Origin of the sequence: Paenibacillus sp. FSL R5-0928 (assembly GCF_037970385.1) — a bacterium.
In the GTDB taxonomy this organism is placed as follows: Bacteria; Bacillota; Bacilli; order Paenibacillales; family Paenibacillaceae; genus Paenibacillus_AQ; species Paenibacillus_AQ odorifer.
The window spans coordinates 7,136,772-7,151,236 of the sequence record NZ_CP150225.1; the positions used below are offsets into that span (position 1 = coordinate 7,136,772).

Annotated in this window: 12 protein-coding genes; 1 reads left to right on the forward strand and 11 read right to left on the reverse strand. The window is 43.7% G+C overall.

The features are described from left to right. Position 1: 1 nt before the first annotated feature. The 3 genes from MKZ16_RS32300 to MKZ16_RS32310 form a co-directional block, all read right to left on the reverse strand. Positions 2-2,659, reverse strand: a complete 2,658-nt coding sequence (locus MKZ16_RS32300; RefSeq protein WP_076105173.1) for a DNA methyltransferase — start codon at positions 2,657-2,659, stop codon at positions 2-4. 235 nt (positions 2,660-2,894) lie between these two features. Beyond that, positions 2,895-3,374 carry a 23S rRNA (pseudouridine(1915)-N(3))-methyltransferase RlmH gene (rlmH, locus tag MKZ16_RS32305; protein ID WP_036677839.1) on the reverse strand — a complete coding sequence of 160 codons (480 nt, stop codon included), beginning with the start codon at positions 3,372-3,374 and terminating at the stop codon, positions 2,895-2,897. 257 nt (positions 3,375-3,631) lie between these two features. Further along, positions 3,632-3,982 (reverse strand): helix-turn-helix transcriptional regulator, encoded by a 351-nt coding sequence (locus tag MKZ16_RS32310; protein ID WP_076105174.1) that lies wholly within the window; start codon positions 3,980-3,982, stop codon positions 3,632-3,634. A 142-nt stretch (positions 3,983-4,124) separates the two neighbouring features. Between MKZ16_RS32310 and MKZ16_RS32315 the strand changes: the two genes are divergently transcribed. Beyond that, positions 4,125-5,537 (forward strand): MFS transporter, encoded by a 1,413-nt coding sequence (locus MKZ16_RS32315; protein WP_038573941.1) that lies wholly within the window; start codon positions 4,125-4,127, stop codon positions 5,535-5,537. Positions 5,538-5,635: 98 nt separating this feature from the next. Here MKZ16_RS32315 and MKZ16_RS32320 read toward each other — a convergent pair whose 3' ends face one another. From MKZ16_RS32320 to MKZ16_RS32355, 8 genes are all read right to left on the reverse strand, one after another. Then, on the reverse strand, positions 5,636-5,803 hold the full coding sequence (locus tag MKZ16_RS32320; RefSeq protein WP_063829780.1) for a CxxH/CxxC protein: 168 nt from the start codon (positions 5,801-5,803) through the stop codon (positions 5,636-5,638). Positions 5,804-6,033: 230 nt separating this feature from the next. Then, positions 6,034-7,785 (reverse strand): thiol reductant ABC exporter subunit CydC, encoded by a 1,752-nt coding sequence (cydC, locus tag MKZ16_RS32325; protein WP_076105175.1) that lies wholly within the window; start codon positions 7,783-7,785, stop codon positions 6,034-6,036. Beyond that, positions 7,782-9,548: a thiol reductant ABC exporter subunit CydD gene (gene cydD, locus MKZ16_RS32330; protein ID WP_076105176.1), complete on the reverse strand. Its 1,767-nt coding sequence runs from the start codon at positions 9,546-9,548 to the stop codon at positions 7,782-7,784. Before cydD ends, cydC begins: the two co-directional genes overlap by 4 nt. After that, positions 9,548-10,564: a cytochrome d ubiquinol oxidase subunit II gene (gene cydB, locus MKZ16_RS32335; protein ID WP_038573947.1), complete on the reverse strand. Its 1,017-nt coding sequence runs from the start codon at positions 10,562-10,564 to the stop codon at positions 9,548-9,550. Before cydB ends, cydD begins: the two co-directional genes overlap by 1 nt. Next, positions 10,551-11,954: a cytochrome ubiquinol oxidase subunit I gene (locus MKZ16_RS32340; RefSeq protein WP_076105177.1), complete on the reverse strand. Its 1,404-nt coding sequence runs from the start codon at positions 11,952-11,954 to the stop codon at positions 10,551-10,553. Before MKZ16_RS32340 ends, cydB begins: the two co-directional genes overlap by 14 nt. A 222-nt stretch (positions 11,955-12,176) precedes the next feature. Then, complete coding sequence (locus MKZ16_RS32345; protein ID WP_036677829.1) at positions 12,177-12,404, reverse strand: cold-shock protein; 228 nt, start codon at positions 12,402-12,404, stop codon at positions 12,177-12,179. 92 nt (positions 12,405-12,496) lie between these two features. Further along, positions 12,497-12,697: a cold-shock protein gene (locus tag MKZ16_RS32350; protein WP_019914582.1), complete on the reverse strand. Its 201-nt coding sequence runs from the start codon at positions 12,695-12,697 to the stop codon at positions 12,497-12,499. A gap of 419 nt (positions 12,698-13,116) precedes the next feature. Further along, complete coding sequence (locus MKZ16_RS32355) at positions 13,117-14,364, reverse strand: trypsin-like peptidase domain-containing protein (protein ID WP_036677827.1); 1,248 nt, start codon at positions 14,362-14,364, stop codon at positions 13,117-13,119. Positions 14,365-14,465 lie beyond the last annotated feature (101 nt).

Sequence of the window (14,465 nt, forward strand, 5' to 3'; positions counted from 1 at the left end):
TTTAATTCCTCTTTTCCGCTTTAATCATTTTTTCATACAATTCAAACAAATAATCTGAGCGCTCTTCATCGGATTCAAATGGCTTGGAACGATAGTAACGCTCTAAGGTTGAATCTAACTGATGATGAGCTTCAAGCAATCCTTTTGGCATTTTTTCAGGATCATATAATTGCCCAATTGTCTTTTCAGAGTGCTTCTCTCTTTCTTCGAGAATTCTAAATACTGCAGAACGAATATGTTCTTTTTGTGAATCTGTAAGTGTCGGCATAGGAAAGGTATTGTAGCATAATGCGTTAGAATAACGGTAATCAGACTTCAACCTTCCAGCAACGGCTCTAATCCACACCATATGTAACGTTGATGAAATCACACCGAAAATATAGGGATCACTATCATAGATGACTTGCGCTGAATTCAACGATATATAGTTTGAATCAAAGAAGCCGCATTGCATAAAATTTCTTCTTTCAGAGGTTGTACATGGTACTAAGATAAAATGCTCTTTAGCTTCCTTTCTATATCTGAATTGATGAGAACGTGAAACTAAAGTTCGAGCTACTTCCCCACCATCTTTTCTAAAATCTTCTACTCCATTAATCCTATCTCTGATCTCATTAATTTTTAATGCTTCAACTAGTTGATTGTTTTCAATCCATAAACAGTATCTGGAAATATCTTTAAGAAATTCTTCCCCTCCTATAAGAGGTCTAATAAATGATTCTACCTCTTTTGAATCATTCATTATTTTATTTTTTTCGTCGGGTGAAAGTTTTAAAAAACCACCTTCTAATGGCATATTTCCATATTCCATCTCAGGGATTGATGAAATAGGGCGAGTTCTTTTATATACTATAATTGTAGGGCCGTTATTCAAGTATGGACCAATATTTGTAGCTTCTTGTTTAAATTCAGAAAATAGATATTTTGTTTTTGACTGAATATTCCTTAATGAAACTATCACGCATATTACCGCAGCTTTACCTTTAGCATTGTTTGACCATTTGAAGGATTTATAAGCGAATCCTATTTCCACCTGGTTTTTGAAGATATGAGGCCAGAGTAATGCGATTTGGTCACCTTGGGTAATTGAATTCGTCGAAACAAAAGCTAATTCTGCATTTGTACCTTTTATATATTTGGAACCAATATAGAACCAACAAGCAATATAATCTAAATTCTTATAATCTTTAATACCTTCAAAAACATAAGCCATATCCGCCTTCTGTATATTATCCTGTCTTTTAGCTCCTAAATACGGTGGATTCCCCAAAATATAAATCTCACTGCCTTCTTCTTTAGGACATACATCCTCCCAATTAAGACGGGTAGCGTTCCCATGTATAATTTTTCCGGATTTTTGTAGAGGTAAAGTAGGTTTTGTTCGACCAAATTCTTTAAAGAATTCAACGTTCATCTGGTGGTCGGCTAACCACAGAGAAAGAATTGCTATTTCATGAGCAAAATCATCCAATTCAATCCCGAAAATTTGTGAAAGGCTAATCTCTGGATAGTAAAAGGCTTGTTGAATTGTGATTTTATTCAACTGTTTAAATATTTCCATCTCCAATTTACGGAGTTCCTTAAAAGCAATAATTAGAAAATTACCAGAACCACATGCAGGATCGAACATTTTAATTTTAGTTAAACGTTTTTGCAAATTTTTAAGTTTAGAAGAGCTCTCTTTAATTCTATAAAACTCCTCATAAAGGTTATCTAAAAATAAAGGCTTAATGATTTTCTGTATATTTGGCACGGAAGTATAATGCATACCCAAACCACTTCGGTGTTCTGGAGTAATTACAGCCTGTATCATTGAACCAAAAATATCTGGATTTATTGCGGACCAGTCCAACTCGCCACTCTCAATAATAGCTTGACGTGAACGTCTAGAGAAAACTAAATCTTCATATTTATCACTAAATAATCCACCATTTACATATGGAAAATCATTTAAATAGCCAGGATGATTACTTCTTTCTTTTTCATTAGTGTTTAGAACATTGAATAAATTATTAAGGTAGGAGTTGAAATCACTACCATCAGTCTGGGTATGTGATGCTATTGATTTGGTAAAAAGTCCATCTTTAAAAATTCCAGTGTCCTCTGCAAAAAAGCAAAATAATAAGCGAGCTAAGAAAACATTCAGATTATGAATTTCTTTATCCGTCTTCATCGGGTTGTCTTTTTTTATTTCATCATACAACTTGGCCATACGCTCTGCTGCTTTTACATCAGCAGGATTTTCATTTTGTTGTTGGGCTTTTTCCATTCCTGCCCATGGCAAAAAAAAGTCGAAATGCTTAATAACGTCTTTGATTTCAATATCAAGTGTGTCCTTTGTTTTGGTATCAACAGCTAACAAAGTCTTGTAATCTGTCACTATAACAAATCTAGGGTCATGATTTAGTGCCTTAGAATCATTTCTTAAAGTATCGATGATTTCATGTAGGTCTTCATGATTACTGATTACCTTAAACAAAAGTTTCTTTTTCCAAGCTATTTCTCGTGCTTTTTTAGAAAGATTCAAATTGCCTTTTTGAAGTCTAGTTATAGAAGCTTTTGGAACACCGTAGCAAAGGAGTAAGTCATAAATAAATGATTCCTCGGTATAAGAATTAATCATTTCTTGAATGTTATTTTCTATTTGGGCAATATTCATTTTTCCTACCTCTTTTTCCAAAGTTATATCTGACCTATTTTTCCAGCTATGAGCAAGCAGAAAAAGTTGTTTTTTTACTTGAGAAGTTTGTATATTAACTATCTAGAGCCTTCTATATTAACTATAGATTATGAGTACTATTATATCATAGGCCCATCGAGATAGGCGTACGGTGACTGTTTTTAAAAATAACCCTTTATGTGCACCGCGCTCCTCCCGCACGTAAATTTAGCCGTCATTTATGATACGGTTCCCCCCGATTGATCTTCACCGCGCGATACACCTGCTCCACCAGCACCAGGCGCATGAGCTGATGAGGCAGCGTCATGCGCCCGAAGCTCATGCGCTGCTGCGCGCGGCGCATGACCTCGTCGGAGAGCCCGTGGCTCCCTCCGATGACGAACACGACATGGCTCGTCCCGTAGGTGCCGAGCCGGTCAATTTCTGCGGCAAGCTCTTCCGAGCTCCACAGCTTGCCGTCGATCGCGAGCGCAATGACATGCGCCTCGCTCTTAATCTGCGCGAGGATGCGTTCGCCCTCGCGTCCCTTTACCTGCACGACCTCTGCTTCGCTTAGAGAATCGGGTGCTTTTTCATCTGCCACCTCAATGACCTGAAACTTCAGGTATGGTGTCAGCCGTTTTGCATACTCCGCGATGCCATCGATCAAGTACTTTTCCTTCAATTTTCCTACGCCAATAATTTGAATAAGCATAAGTGCCTCCTGTCATAATCCTCTATAGAAATAGCAAAAGGACGCGCACTGGGCGTCCCTCGTAGTTTTAGTAAGTACCTTCTGTTCTATCACATATTTGGTGGAAAAGAAACGACAATTAAAACGGCCTACTCTTGCGCAGTCCCTAAATGTCCTATTTTTCATGCGATCTATGGATCTCCTGATCCCACGTATTCCTAGATTGCCTGAATCTAGAATTTCATGTATTCCTCGTCCTCAGCAGGTTCAATCCATCCCTACTTACTTTCTTCCTGCTCCTCCATCACAAAATCCGGTTTCCCCCCAGCTTCATAAGCGCTCAATATAGAGTCCAGCAAGCCTGGGAAACGTGCATTAAGATCCTCAGTCCGCAGGGACAACATGCGCTGTGTTCCTTGAACTCGTGTAAAAACAACTCCTGACTCGCGCAAAGTACGGGCATGGTGAGACATAGTGGATTTTGCGATCGGGACGTTGAAGCCGTTGCAAGCCTGTTCTCCATTTAAGTGAATATCCGATACGATATGTAAGCGAATCGGATCGCTGAGTGCATACAATACGGAGGCAAGCTGAATGTCCTTGCGGTCCGGATGAAATAGTATTTTCACGGATGATTATCCCCTTTTGTCGTACGATGAATGCGAAAAAAATATTGGTGTTCCTAATTGCATTTTATATCAACGCATGCTATATTTCAATTGTTCGTAAGTAATCGAACTATTAAACAATAATAAAAGGAGTGCTTCGCACATGACTTCTGTAAATAACCTCTCCGCGAATGCGGATCATGAAGCCTCCGTTCCGGAAGCGCCTCTTCCACGAGAAGGCCTGCTGACCCTGCTGTTCAGTGTCGCTGTGGTTCTCGTCATCATGAATACGGCTATGTTCAATCTGGCGCTGCCTGATGTGACCGAAGCCTTCGGGATTACGGCTGCGTCCGCTTCTTGGATTGTCACCGGGTACTCCATTATGTTCTCGATTGCCTCAATCACGTACAGCCGGCTTTCTGATTTTCTGCCGATTCGCCGTCTGTTGGTTATAGGCTTGTTGACGCTGGGCCTCGCGGCTGTTGCCGGCTTTTTCAGCACCAACTTTATCTTCCTGCTTATCGTACGCATTCTCCAGGCCTCGGGCGCGGGTGCAGTAATGTCCTTGTCGCTTGTCCTGTTTACCCGCTATATCCCGCAAGCCCGCCGTGGCAAAGCAATGGCGACAATTATGTCAGCCGTCTCACTGGGTCTAGGGCTTGGGCCGGTCGCGGGCGGAGCCATCGTCGAATATCTCGGCTGGATTTGGCTATTCTCTGTAACGGCAGCTATTCTGCTTCTAGTGCCGCTGTTCCTTATCCTGCTGCCCAAAGAAGTACCCACCCGTGGCTCCTTTGATGTGCTTGGCGGGCTGTTCTTGGGCGTCGGCACGACCGGGCTGCTGCTGTTCCTGACCAGCGGGTTGTGGATTGCCTTGATCGCCGGAATTGTCGCCATTGCTTTATTTGTTGGCCGTATCCGCAGCACACCTGATCCATTCGTGATGCCGGAGCTTTTCCGTAACCGCTCATATCTCGTGTTGGCTCTGATCGGAGTTGCCTCCTACCTATGCAGCTTTGCCACGTTATTCCTGCTGCCGCAGATTCTGACTCACCGTTTCGGCTTCAGCGCAAGCCATGCCGGGCTTGTGATCTTTCCGGGTTCGCTGCTCGCCATCTTTGTCTCCCGCTCCGTCGGGCGAATCATTGACCGTTATGGCAATGCGGGGATTTTGCGTTTTGCACCATTGCTCGTATTGACCGCTACCATCCTATTCGCTTTCTTTGCTGGGCGGTCATGGATTGCCGTCATGTTCATCTATATGATTATGAGTCTGGCCTTCACGACACTGTCCAGTAGTGTATCCAATGAAATTTCTCGGATTCTGCCTTCTTCACAAATTGGCTCCGGGATGGGCCTGTTCCAGCTGCTGCAATTCTTCAGCGGCGCCTTCAGCGTGGCTATGGCCGCAAGCGCACTAGAATGGCAGCGCGGACTGCCGCTTTCTGCAGCCTACTCCAATATCTACTGGGGACTCTCTATTGCAGCATTGATCGCCATCATCTCAGCTATTCTCTACCGCCGAGGCAACCGAAGTAGCTCGCTGACCGACATAGTAGATGCAGCAGATGCATAAGACCTAATCGGCTAACACATATATTATTTCATGCAAAAAAACACCCTGCGGCCCATTTCCGGGACTGCAAGGTGTTTTTAATAAATTTTAACAGTCCTTTAGACCACTAAATATTCCGCATTCTTCTCACATTCCGCACATTTGGCCGGCGGGTCCCAGTCCGAGAACTCGGTCTCCTTCAAGTCCACAATATCAGGTGCATCCTCATACTCGTCCACAAATTTGTCGATGGCTAACTCTACATGTTCTTTACATACTACATACATTCAACCAAGCATCCCTTTCTGTGCCGCTGCGGCCTATACTCCTTCTATTGTTCTACCATACTTCCCACGAAAATGGAACTCCTATCTATCCATTCCAGCAATCTGTTCATCCATTGTCTATATTCTTGCCCTACCGAAAAAAAAGATTCCTCTCACCCCAAACGGGCAAAAGGAATCTCTTCACTAATATCTCTCTAATTTCTATAAATGTTATCTACAAACTCTCCATCTTACACTAGAAACTCCACTGGACGATCCAGCTCATACAATCTGCGGTAACGTGGTTCTTTTTCCATCAGCTCCGCATGGGTTCCACGCATTTCTACCGAGCCATTTTCCATAAAAATCACTTCATCCATCTGCTCCGCACCAACCAAATGATGCGTTACCCAGATCAGAGATTTACCGTCCATAGCTTCAAACATCGTCTGCAAAAGATTACGTTCCGTGCTTGGGTCCAGCCCTACGGTCGGTTCGTCAAGAATGACGACAGGTGTATTTTGCAGCAAAATACGCGCTAACGCTATCCGCTGACGCTCTCCACCGGAGAAACGTTGCCCCGCTTCACGGACAAAGGTATTGTATCCCTCTGGTAACGAGGAGATCAGCGTATCCATTTTGGCTAATGCGCCAGCTTCTTTAATCGCTTGTTCGGAAGCCTTCGGATCACCCATGCGAATATTGTTCGCTACCGTAGTATCAAATAAGTGTGGGCTTTGATTTAGCACCGCAATAATAGAAGGAATATTATCGCCATAGGCAGCCGCCGCGATTCCATTAATCATAGCCGAACCTGCAGAAGGTTGGATAACCCCTTGAATAGCCTTTAACAACGTCGATTTCCCTGCCCCACTACGGCCGATGATGGCAATTTTTTTGCCTTGTGGGATGTCGAGGCTGAGATCACGAACCGACCAGTTATCGTCTGATCCATAGCGGTAACCCACATTTTCGAGCTGGATATGAGCACTTTTTATGGCCTGAGGTAGAACATCGACTACAGATGCCTGTTCGGAAACTATATTCTGCTCTTCTCCAACCACTCCAGACAACCGCTCCAGCGAGTTACGGTACTGCGGGATTTTCTCCACAGCTTCGGATACTGGCAAAAAAGCATCTGCCACAGGAAAAACAACCAATACAAACGCCGCAATCAACGTACCTGCAATAGCACCATCCGCATACTCCCCGGCGGCCCAATATAACATTGAAAGCACGCCAACTCCAACAACTGCTTGCCCGATGAACGCACGTAGACGCGCCCAGCTGCGCAGCGCTGCATCCGTTTTGGCTACTTTTTTCTCATCTGCTTCATAGGTCTCCACGAACTGGCTTTGCCGTCCACTAATGACCCAATCGCCCATACCGAGAACGGCGTCAGTCAGCTTTTGATAGAGGCGATTACGCTCTACCTTCACTTCACGTTGACGTTTCTGGGTGAACAACAAAGAGATAAGCGGCAATACCACGACCAACACCAAAATATACAAAGCCATTAATAACGCAAAACCGATATCAAAGGTGCCCAACGCAATCACCGCAACCCCGTAGATCAATAAAGCAATAACACTTGGAAATACAGTTCTCAGATATACATTTTGCAAATATTCGATGTCATCAGCTAACATCCCGAGAATATCCCCAGTACGGAAACGCGACGACAGGAACAAGGCCTGTGGCTCCAAAATATTGTACAGGCGCACACGCATTTTAGAAAGAATCCGTAAAATGGTGTCATGCCCAATCAGCCGTTCCACGTAGTGAATGACTGCTCGGCTTGTTCCGAACGTACGTACACCAACAATCGGCACGTAGATCATCAGGATATTTTCGACCGGTGTAGACGCTTTTGAGATCAGAAATCCTGAAGTATACATCAATGAAGAGGCTGTAAATATCGTCAACGCCCCAAGCACAATAATTAGCACAAAACGCCAAAAATACGACGATACATAGGGAGCAAACCATCCTTCACGTTTCAATGGATTCCCTCCAATTGCGACCCAATCAACTCATAATACGCACCCTTGCGGGCAAGTAACTCCTGATGGGTACCGATTTCTGCCACTTGGCCTTGCTTCATTACTACAATAATGTCCATATCTAGCATCCAGTGCAGGCGATGGGTAGCCAGAAAGACCAGCTTTCCTTCAAAAAGGGGCACCATCGTCTCCTTCAACTCATATTCCGTTTCAATATCCAGATGCGCCGTTGGCTCATCTAGAAGCATAATTGGACGGCTGCTAAGCAGTGCCCGGGCTAATGCCACCCGTTGCTCCTGGCCACCGCTGAACGAACGGCCGCCGCCACCAATCATCTCATCTAAGCCATGCGGAAGTGTATCCACCAGCCCCGATAAACCAGTAGCTTTCACTGCCGCGGCAACAGCTTCCATAGAAGCCTCAGGGTAATAAAAACGTATATTATCCGCTAACGTGCCGCTAAAAATATACGGACGCTGCGGGATATATGAGGTCTGTTTTCGCCAAGCCTCATCCGTTAATGCACTAACCGTTGTACTGTTAACCGTGATACTTCCTGAGGTAGGGTGTAAGAAGCCCCCTAATATATCCACTAAAGTAGATTTACCGGCCCCGCTCTCTCCGATAATCCCAATTTTGCTAGCTCCTTTAAATTGCAGGTTCAGCGCTTCCAGCGAAGAAAGCCCTGCTTCCTCATACTTCACGCTAACGTCATTTAATGTGAGCACGCTATTCTCATGCCAAGTGAATATTTGTTCCGATGTTTTTGCTGCAGAACCGACAGATAGATTACCGTTAGGGCCGATTACTTCAGCCTTCACCTCATCTTGATCTATAATGCTCTTCATTGCTTCAGCGGCTTCTTTCCCATCCAAAGTAGCATGGAAATCTGAACCCACCAATCTGACAGGCAGGAAATATTCCGGAGCCAAGATTAGAATCGTTAAGCCCGTAACCAATGTCATTTGTTCATTTACAAGCCGCAAACCAAGACTTACCGCTACAGAAGCTACAGACAGCATAGTGAAGAAATCCAGGGCGAACGATGACAAAAAGGCCACTCGCAGCGTACGCATGGTCGCCGAGCGATAACGATCGCTGACCGTAGCAATGCTGTCGCTATGACCACGACTGCGCCCTAGAAATTTTAATGTTTCTAGTCCACGTAGTGAGTCTACGAAATGATTAGATAATGTGCGATATGATTTCAATTGCCGATCCATTTGCTTACGGGCCGTCATCCCAATCAAAATCATAAAAACAATAATAATCGGCATAGTTACCGTAAGAATAATCCCGCTCGTAGTGTCCATCGTAAAGACGTAAATAAGCACCAAGACCGGTGTAACAGACATCCCTACCATTCTAGGAATGATTGCTTCCAGATACGTGCGGAATTTAGTTACGCCTTCCAGCACTAGTGTAACAAGATCCCCGGTTCCACGCCCGCCCACCATTCTAGGGCCAAGCTGGAAGAGCTTGTCCATCATTTCCCTCCGCATAGTGCTGCCCGTTGCTTCCGCGAAGCGGTAAGAGACACGGCTCATCAGCATAGCACAAGCATGGCGCACAAGAAATGCAAGAAGGAACAATAGCGCAGTGCCCCATTGTTCCTTCAGAGGTTCTCCCGCAAATAGCGCAGAGATGACTTCTGCCAGCGATTTAGCCAGCAGAAGTATGGACAAGCTTTGCACCAGGGTAAGGAAGCCTACAATCAGAAAGACTGGCTTAACTCCTTTATACCCAAGCAAGTTTTTATCCATTAGTATTCAAGATGCTCCTTCTCGTGAACCCGTTTATGAAAGACAAAGTAACTCCAAATTTGATATCCCAATACGAACGGAAGGATGGTCAGTGCCACAATCGTCATTACCTTCAAAGAGTAATGGCCCGAAGCCGCATTAGTGATCGTCAAATTAAAAGCTTGATCAATTGAACTAATCATAACACGCGGGAACAATCCTACAAAGATAGAAGTTACCGAAAGCGCCATTACCGCTCCTGTCATTCCAAAAGCGTAGCCGTCCTTCTTCTTCGTCATGAAGTAACCGGACAGTACAAAGGCGATAACTCCCAGGGCTACAATAATCATAAGAACCGTTCCACGTTGCTCGAAAATATCCGTCATATTATAAGTCATAATCACAAAAGCAGTAAATAAAGCTGCGAGTGGTATCAGCAATTTTTGTGCCAACTTGCGAGCGCGAGCCTGTAGATCACCCACTGTACGCAGCGTTGTGAACATGAGACCATGCACCAGGCACAGAAGGACAACAGTAAGCCCTGCTACTACAGTGTACACATTCACGATATCTGTGAACCCTGCATACATTTGCATATCCCCATCAATAGGCAACCCTTTGATAAAGCTTGCAAACACTACAGCCAAGAGGAATGGTGGAAGGAAGCTGCCGATAAAGATACAGGCATCCCAAGTTCTTTTCCAAGCCAATGAATCACGTTTACCTCTGAATTCAAAAGCGACACCACGCGCTATCAGAGCTAATAAGGCAAATACAAAAGGAATATAGAATCCACTAAACAGCGTTGCATACCACTCCGGGAAAGCCGCAAACATTGCACCCGCAGCTGTGATAAGCCATACCTCATTCCCATCCCAGAAGGGTCCGATCGAGTTAATCAGAACACGGCGCTCTGTATCATTTTTAGCGAGAATTTGTGTTTCCATCCCTACGCCGAAATCGAAACCCTCCAGGAAGAAGAACCCTATAAACAGAACTGCAATCAGCACAAACCACAATTCATTAAGAGATATCATGGGAACCCTCCTCGTTATATGGATCATTCGAATCGCCGTGATCGTTATCCATCGCATAAGGACCTTTTTTAATCACTTTAATAAACAATCCGACCAACACTAATCCTAGAATTAAATAAATCGTTGTAAAAGAAATCACGGAGAACAGAACTTGACCACTTGTAATATTAGGCGACACACTGTCTTCCGTTGTCATCAGTCCGAATACCGTCCATGGCTGACGCCCGAATTCGGTCATAACCCAACCGGCTGTATTCGCAATCGGAGGAAGCAACAAGCCCCATAACATGAACCGCATAAACCAAGTGTTCGGACGGTCCATTTTTTTGCGCCACATTAAGTACATAGCGTACATTCCCAATACAATCATTAACGTTCCTGCTAGAACCATGATCCGGAAACTCCAGAATGTCGTACGTACAGGTGGAATATAGTCACCGGGGCCATAGGTTTGCTCATACTCCGCTTGCAGCTCAAGCATACCTTTAACTTCACCGGAAAATTTACTGTATGAAAGGAAACTCAGCATATAAGGAATTTGAAATTCTCCAGTACTGATTTGATTCTCTGGATCAATGTTTGCCCATACGGTCCAAGGTGCCGGGTCACCACTCTTACCCCACAGTCCTTCGGAAGCTGCCATTTTCATTGGTTGAGTTTCAACCAAATATTGCGCTTGGGCGTGACCAGCAACAGCTACACCAATAGAAGAAATAATCCCTACGATGGCTGCAATCTGAAAAGACTTCTTAAAGAAAGAAACCTCTTGTTTCTTCAATATTTTATAAGCACTAATACCAGTTACAAGAAAAGCACCTGTTGCATAAGCAGCCAGTACGGTGTGTGGGAATTCAACCAGCAATTGTCCGTTCGTAATAAGCGCGAAGAAATCATTCATTTCTGCACGTCCATTATTTATCGCAAAACCCACAGGATGCTGCATAAAAGAGTTAGCCGCTAGAATCCAGAATGCAGATAACATCGTACCGAATGCTACCAGCCAGATGGACAGTAAATGTACTCGCTTGGAAACCTTATCCCAGCCGAATATCCATATCCCAATAAAAGTAGACTCCAGGAAAAAGGCTGCCAATGCCTCAACTGCAAGTGGAGCCCCGAATACATCACCAACAAAACGTGAATAATCGGACCAGTTCATCCCGAACTGAAATTCCTGCAATATCCCTGTAACTACCCCTACTGCAAAATTGATGAGGAATAGCTTTCCCCAGAACTGCGCCATTTTTTTGTACTCTTCATTACCTTTTCTAACGTACATTGTCTCCATGATTGCAATCAAGAGCGCTAGTCCGATTGATACCGGTACAAAGAAATAGTGGAATATTGTCGTCGACGCAAATTGTATACGCGACAGCATTACTGTATCCATATTTGTCCCTTCCTTCTCCCCTTTTCGTTAATTATATTCTGTCAAAAATTTAAACTTCTTTTTGTGATAAATGTCACATAAAGATAGTCATTTAACGGTGAAATTCAAATGATTTGTGACAAAGATCACATTTTAGCATAAAGAAAGCAAAAAAAATAAGACGGTTTACCCGTCTTGAGTGGTTCGTCGTTCTATTAAATGCTTGACTCATTTAGGTATTGGTTAGATGGAAATACCCTTCTTCAGCGATTTGAGATCGCCATTCGAATTAAGCAATTGGGGTAGCATCTTCGTGCTGCGAACCATTGGAGAGTCACATAGACGGCAAGAAGGCGCATGTTCAAATGCGAAATTATCCCTCATCCATCCGTTGCATCCCTCATTGGTACATGCCCAAATTGCGGTATTTTCTTCCGGTATTTCTTCCAAAGGTTTCTTCCGGTAGTTCATTGCCGTTCCTCCCATCCTGTAAGTCAATAGTGAGTAACTAGATATAAAAAGACCGTCCCAACTTTCACAAGCTGGGACGGTTTCTTCTATTATTACAGTTTTACAACGTTTTCGGCTTGTGGTCCACGGTTGCCTTGAACAACGTTGAATTCAACGCGTTGGCCTTCGTCCAAAGTTTTGAAGCCGTCGCCAGTGATTGCGCTGAAGTGAACGAATACGTCGCTTCCGCCTTCAACTTCGATAAATCCGAATCCTTTTTCTGCGTTGAACCATTTAACTGTACCTGTTTGCATGTGTGTTACCTCCACAAATTTAAATTAATATGTTCTTTTTATCTTCAAACAAAGAAAAAATTCACACATTGAAAAAGGTTGTATTACCAAATATGACAGCCCTTTTCAATGCGAGAATTAGGGACTAAATGTATGATTGATATCATATTACCACACCTGATTAGCAAAGGCAAGCAAGCATCCGAATATATCCGGTTTTGCCCTAATAAGTATTACCTTCCAATGTAAGGGCTGCCACTTAGTGTTTATTCCCTAAATAGATCCTTTTTCTGGCATAATTATCATGGTTTTAGAAAAATAGCTTTCCCAAAAACGTTACTTTTATCCGCTTTTTCAAGAAGGTACCCCCTCGGAATCGAAGGGGTAGTCCGCTCTACTTGTCGTAACTGCTATATCATTATATACCGACTTCCAGCATATTATTCCTGTGGTTTTTCAAGAAGTTTAACTGTTGCCTGTTTGGCCTCGCCGTTTCGATAGTAAGTAATTTTCAGATCATCACCGATCTTCGTATGATTATATAAGTACTTGCGAAGAGAAAGGGTAGATATGATGGATTGATCATTAAATTTGGTAATGACATCATTGAATTGCAGTCCAGCTTCCTTCGCAGGGCCAACGGCTTCTAGAACAACTACTCCATCCTTAACACTGTTCGGCAGGTTCAATTCATTGCGTTGATCTTCTGCTAGTGGAACGTACGGATTGTTCAAATCAACTGAATATACACCCAAGTACGAACGGGCAATATGCCCTTTTTCAGCCAGCTCATTAGCGATATCTATCACATGATTCGCAGGAATTGCAAAACCCAGACCCTCTACACCCGTATCTGAAATCTTCATCGTGTTAATTCCAATGACCTTGCCATCGAGATCCACTAACGCGCCGCCACTATTTCCTTCATTAATCGCCGCATCAGTCTGTATCACTTCTTGTTCCCAGTCATATACTCCATCCTGATTAAGGGATACGGGAACCATCCGTTCAGTATAGCTAACAATCCCCGAGGTCAATGTATCACCAAGTCCTAGCGGATTACCGATAGCAATGACCGTTTCACCTAGACGAAGCTTAGAGGAATCACCGAGCTGCGCGATGGTATCGATTCCTTTGGCATCAATAGAGAGTACCGCAATGTCGCTTACTTTATCCGTTCCAACGAGTGTTGCCTTACGGGTCTCTCCGTTCACTGTAACTACCTCGAGATTACCGGAGTCTTCGATGACATGATTATTGGTAATGATAAATGCTTTATTTCCTGTCTTTTTATAGATCACTCCTGAGCCTAGTGCGGACTCATCCAGAATGTTTAATTCTTCATTATCTTCTTTATGATTGATAATACTTACTACTGCAGGGCGAACCGTGGCAGCAGCTTGAATAATCCGGTCAAATGGATCACTACTGCTTGGGGCAACATTTCCAGTTGTTACAACCGGCTTTTGAGCAGTCTCATGACTCATCTGGCCTGTAAACATACTGAATAACAGAACTGCCACCACAGCGCTGACTAAGGAGCAAACGGCGGATATTTGCCAGGTAGATAGCCCTTTACGCGATCTGCGTACAGAATGTCTACGGTTAGCAAACGATCCCTTTGATGCTTCATCCCCTCTGGACCGCGAAACTTTAGTTGAATAGAAATCATCATCAAACAATCCCACCGAAAATCTCCCCCTTCTATTGCCAAGCGTTCACTGTTGTTAAGACCTGAACCTATAGCAACCACGTCCGAACCAAACCTCTGTAACCATTAGACTCCAAA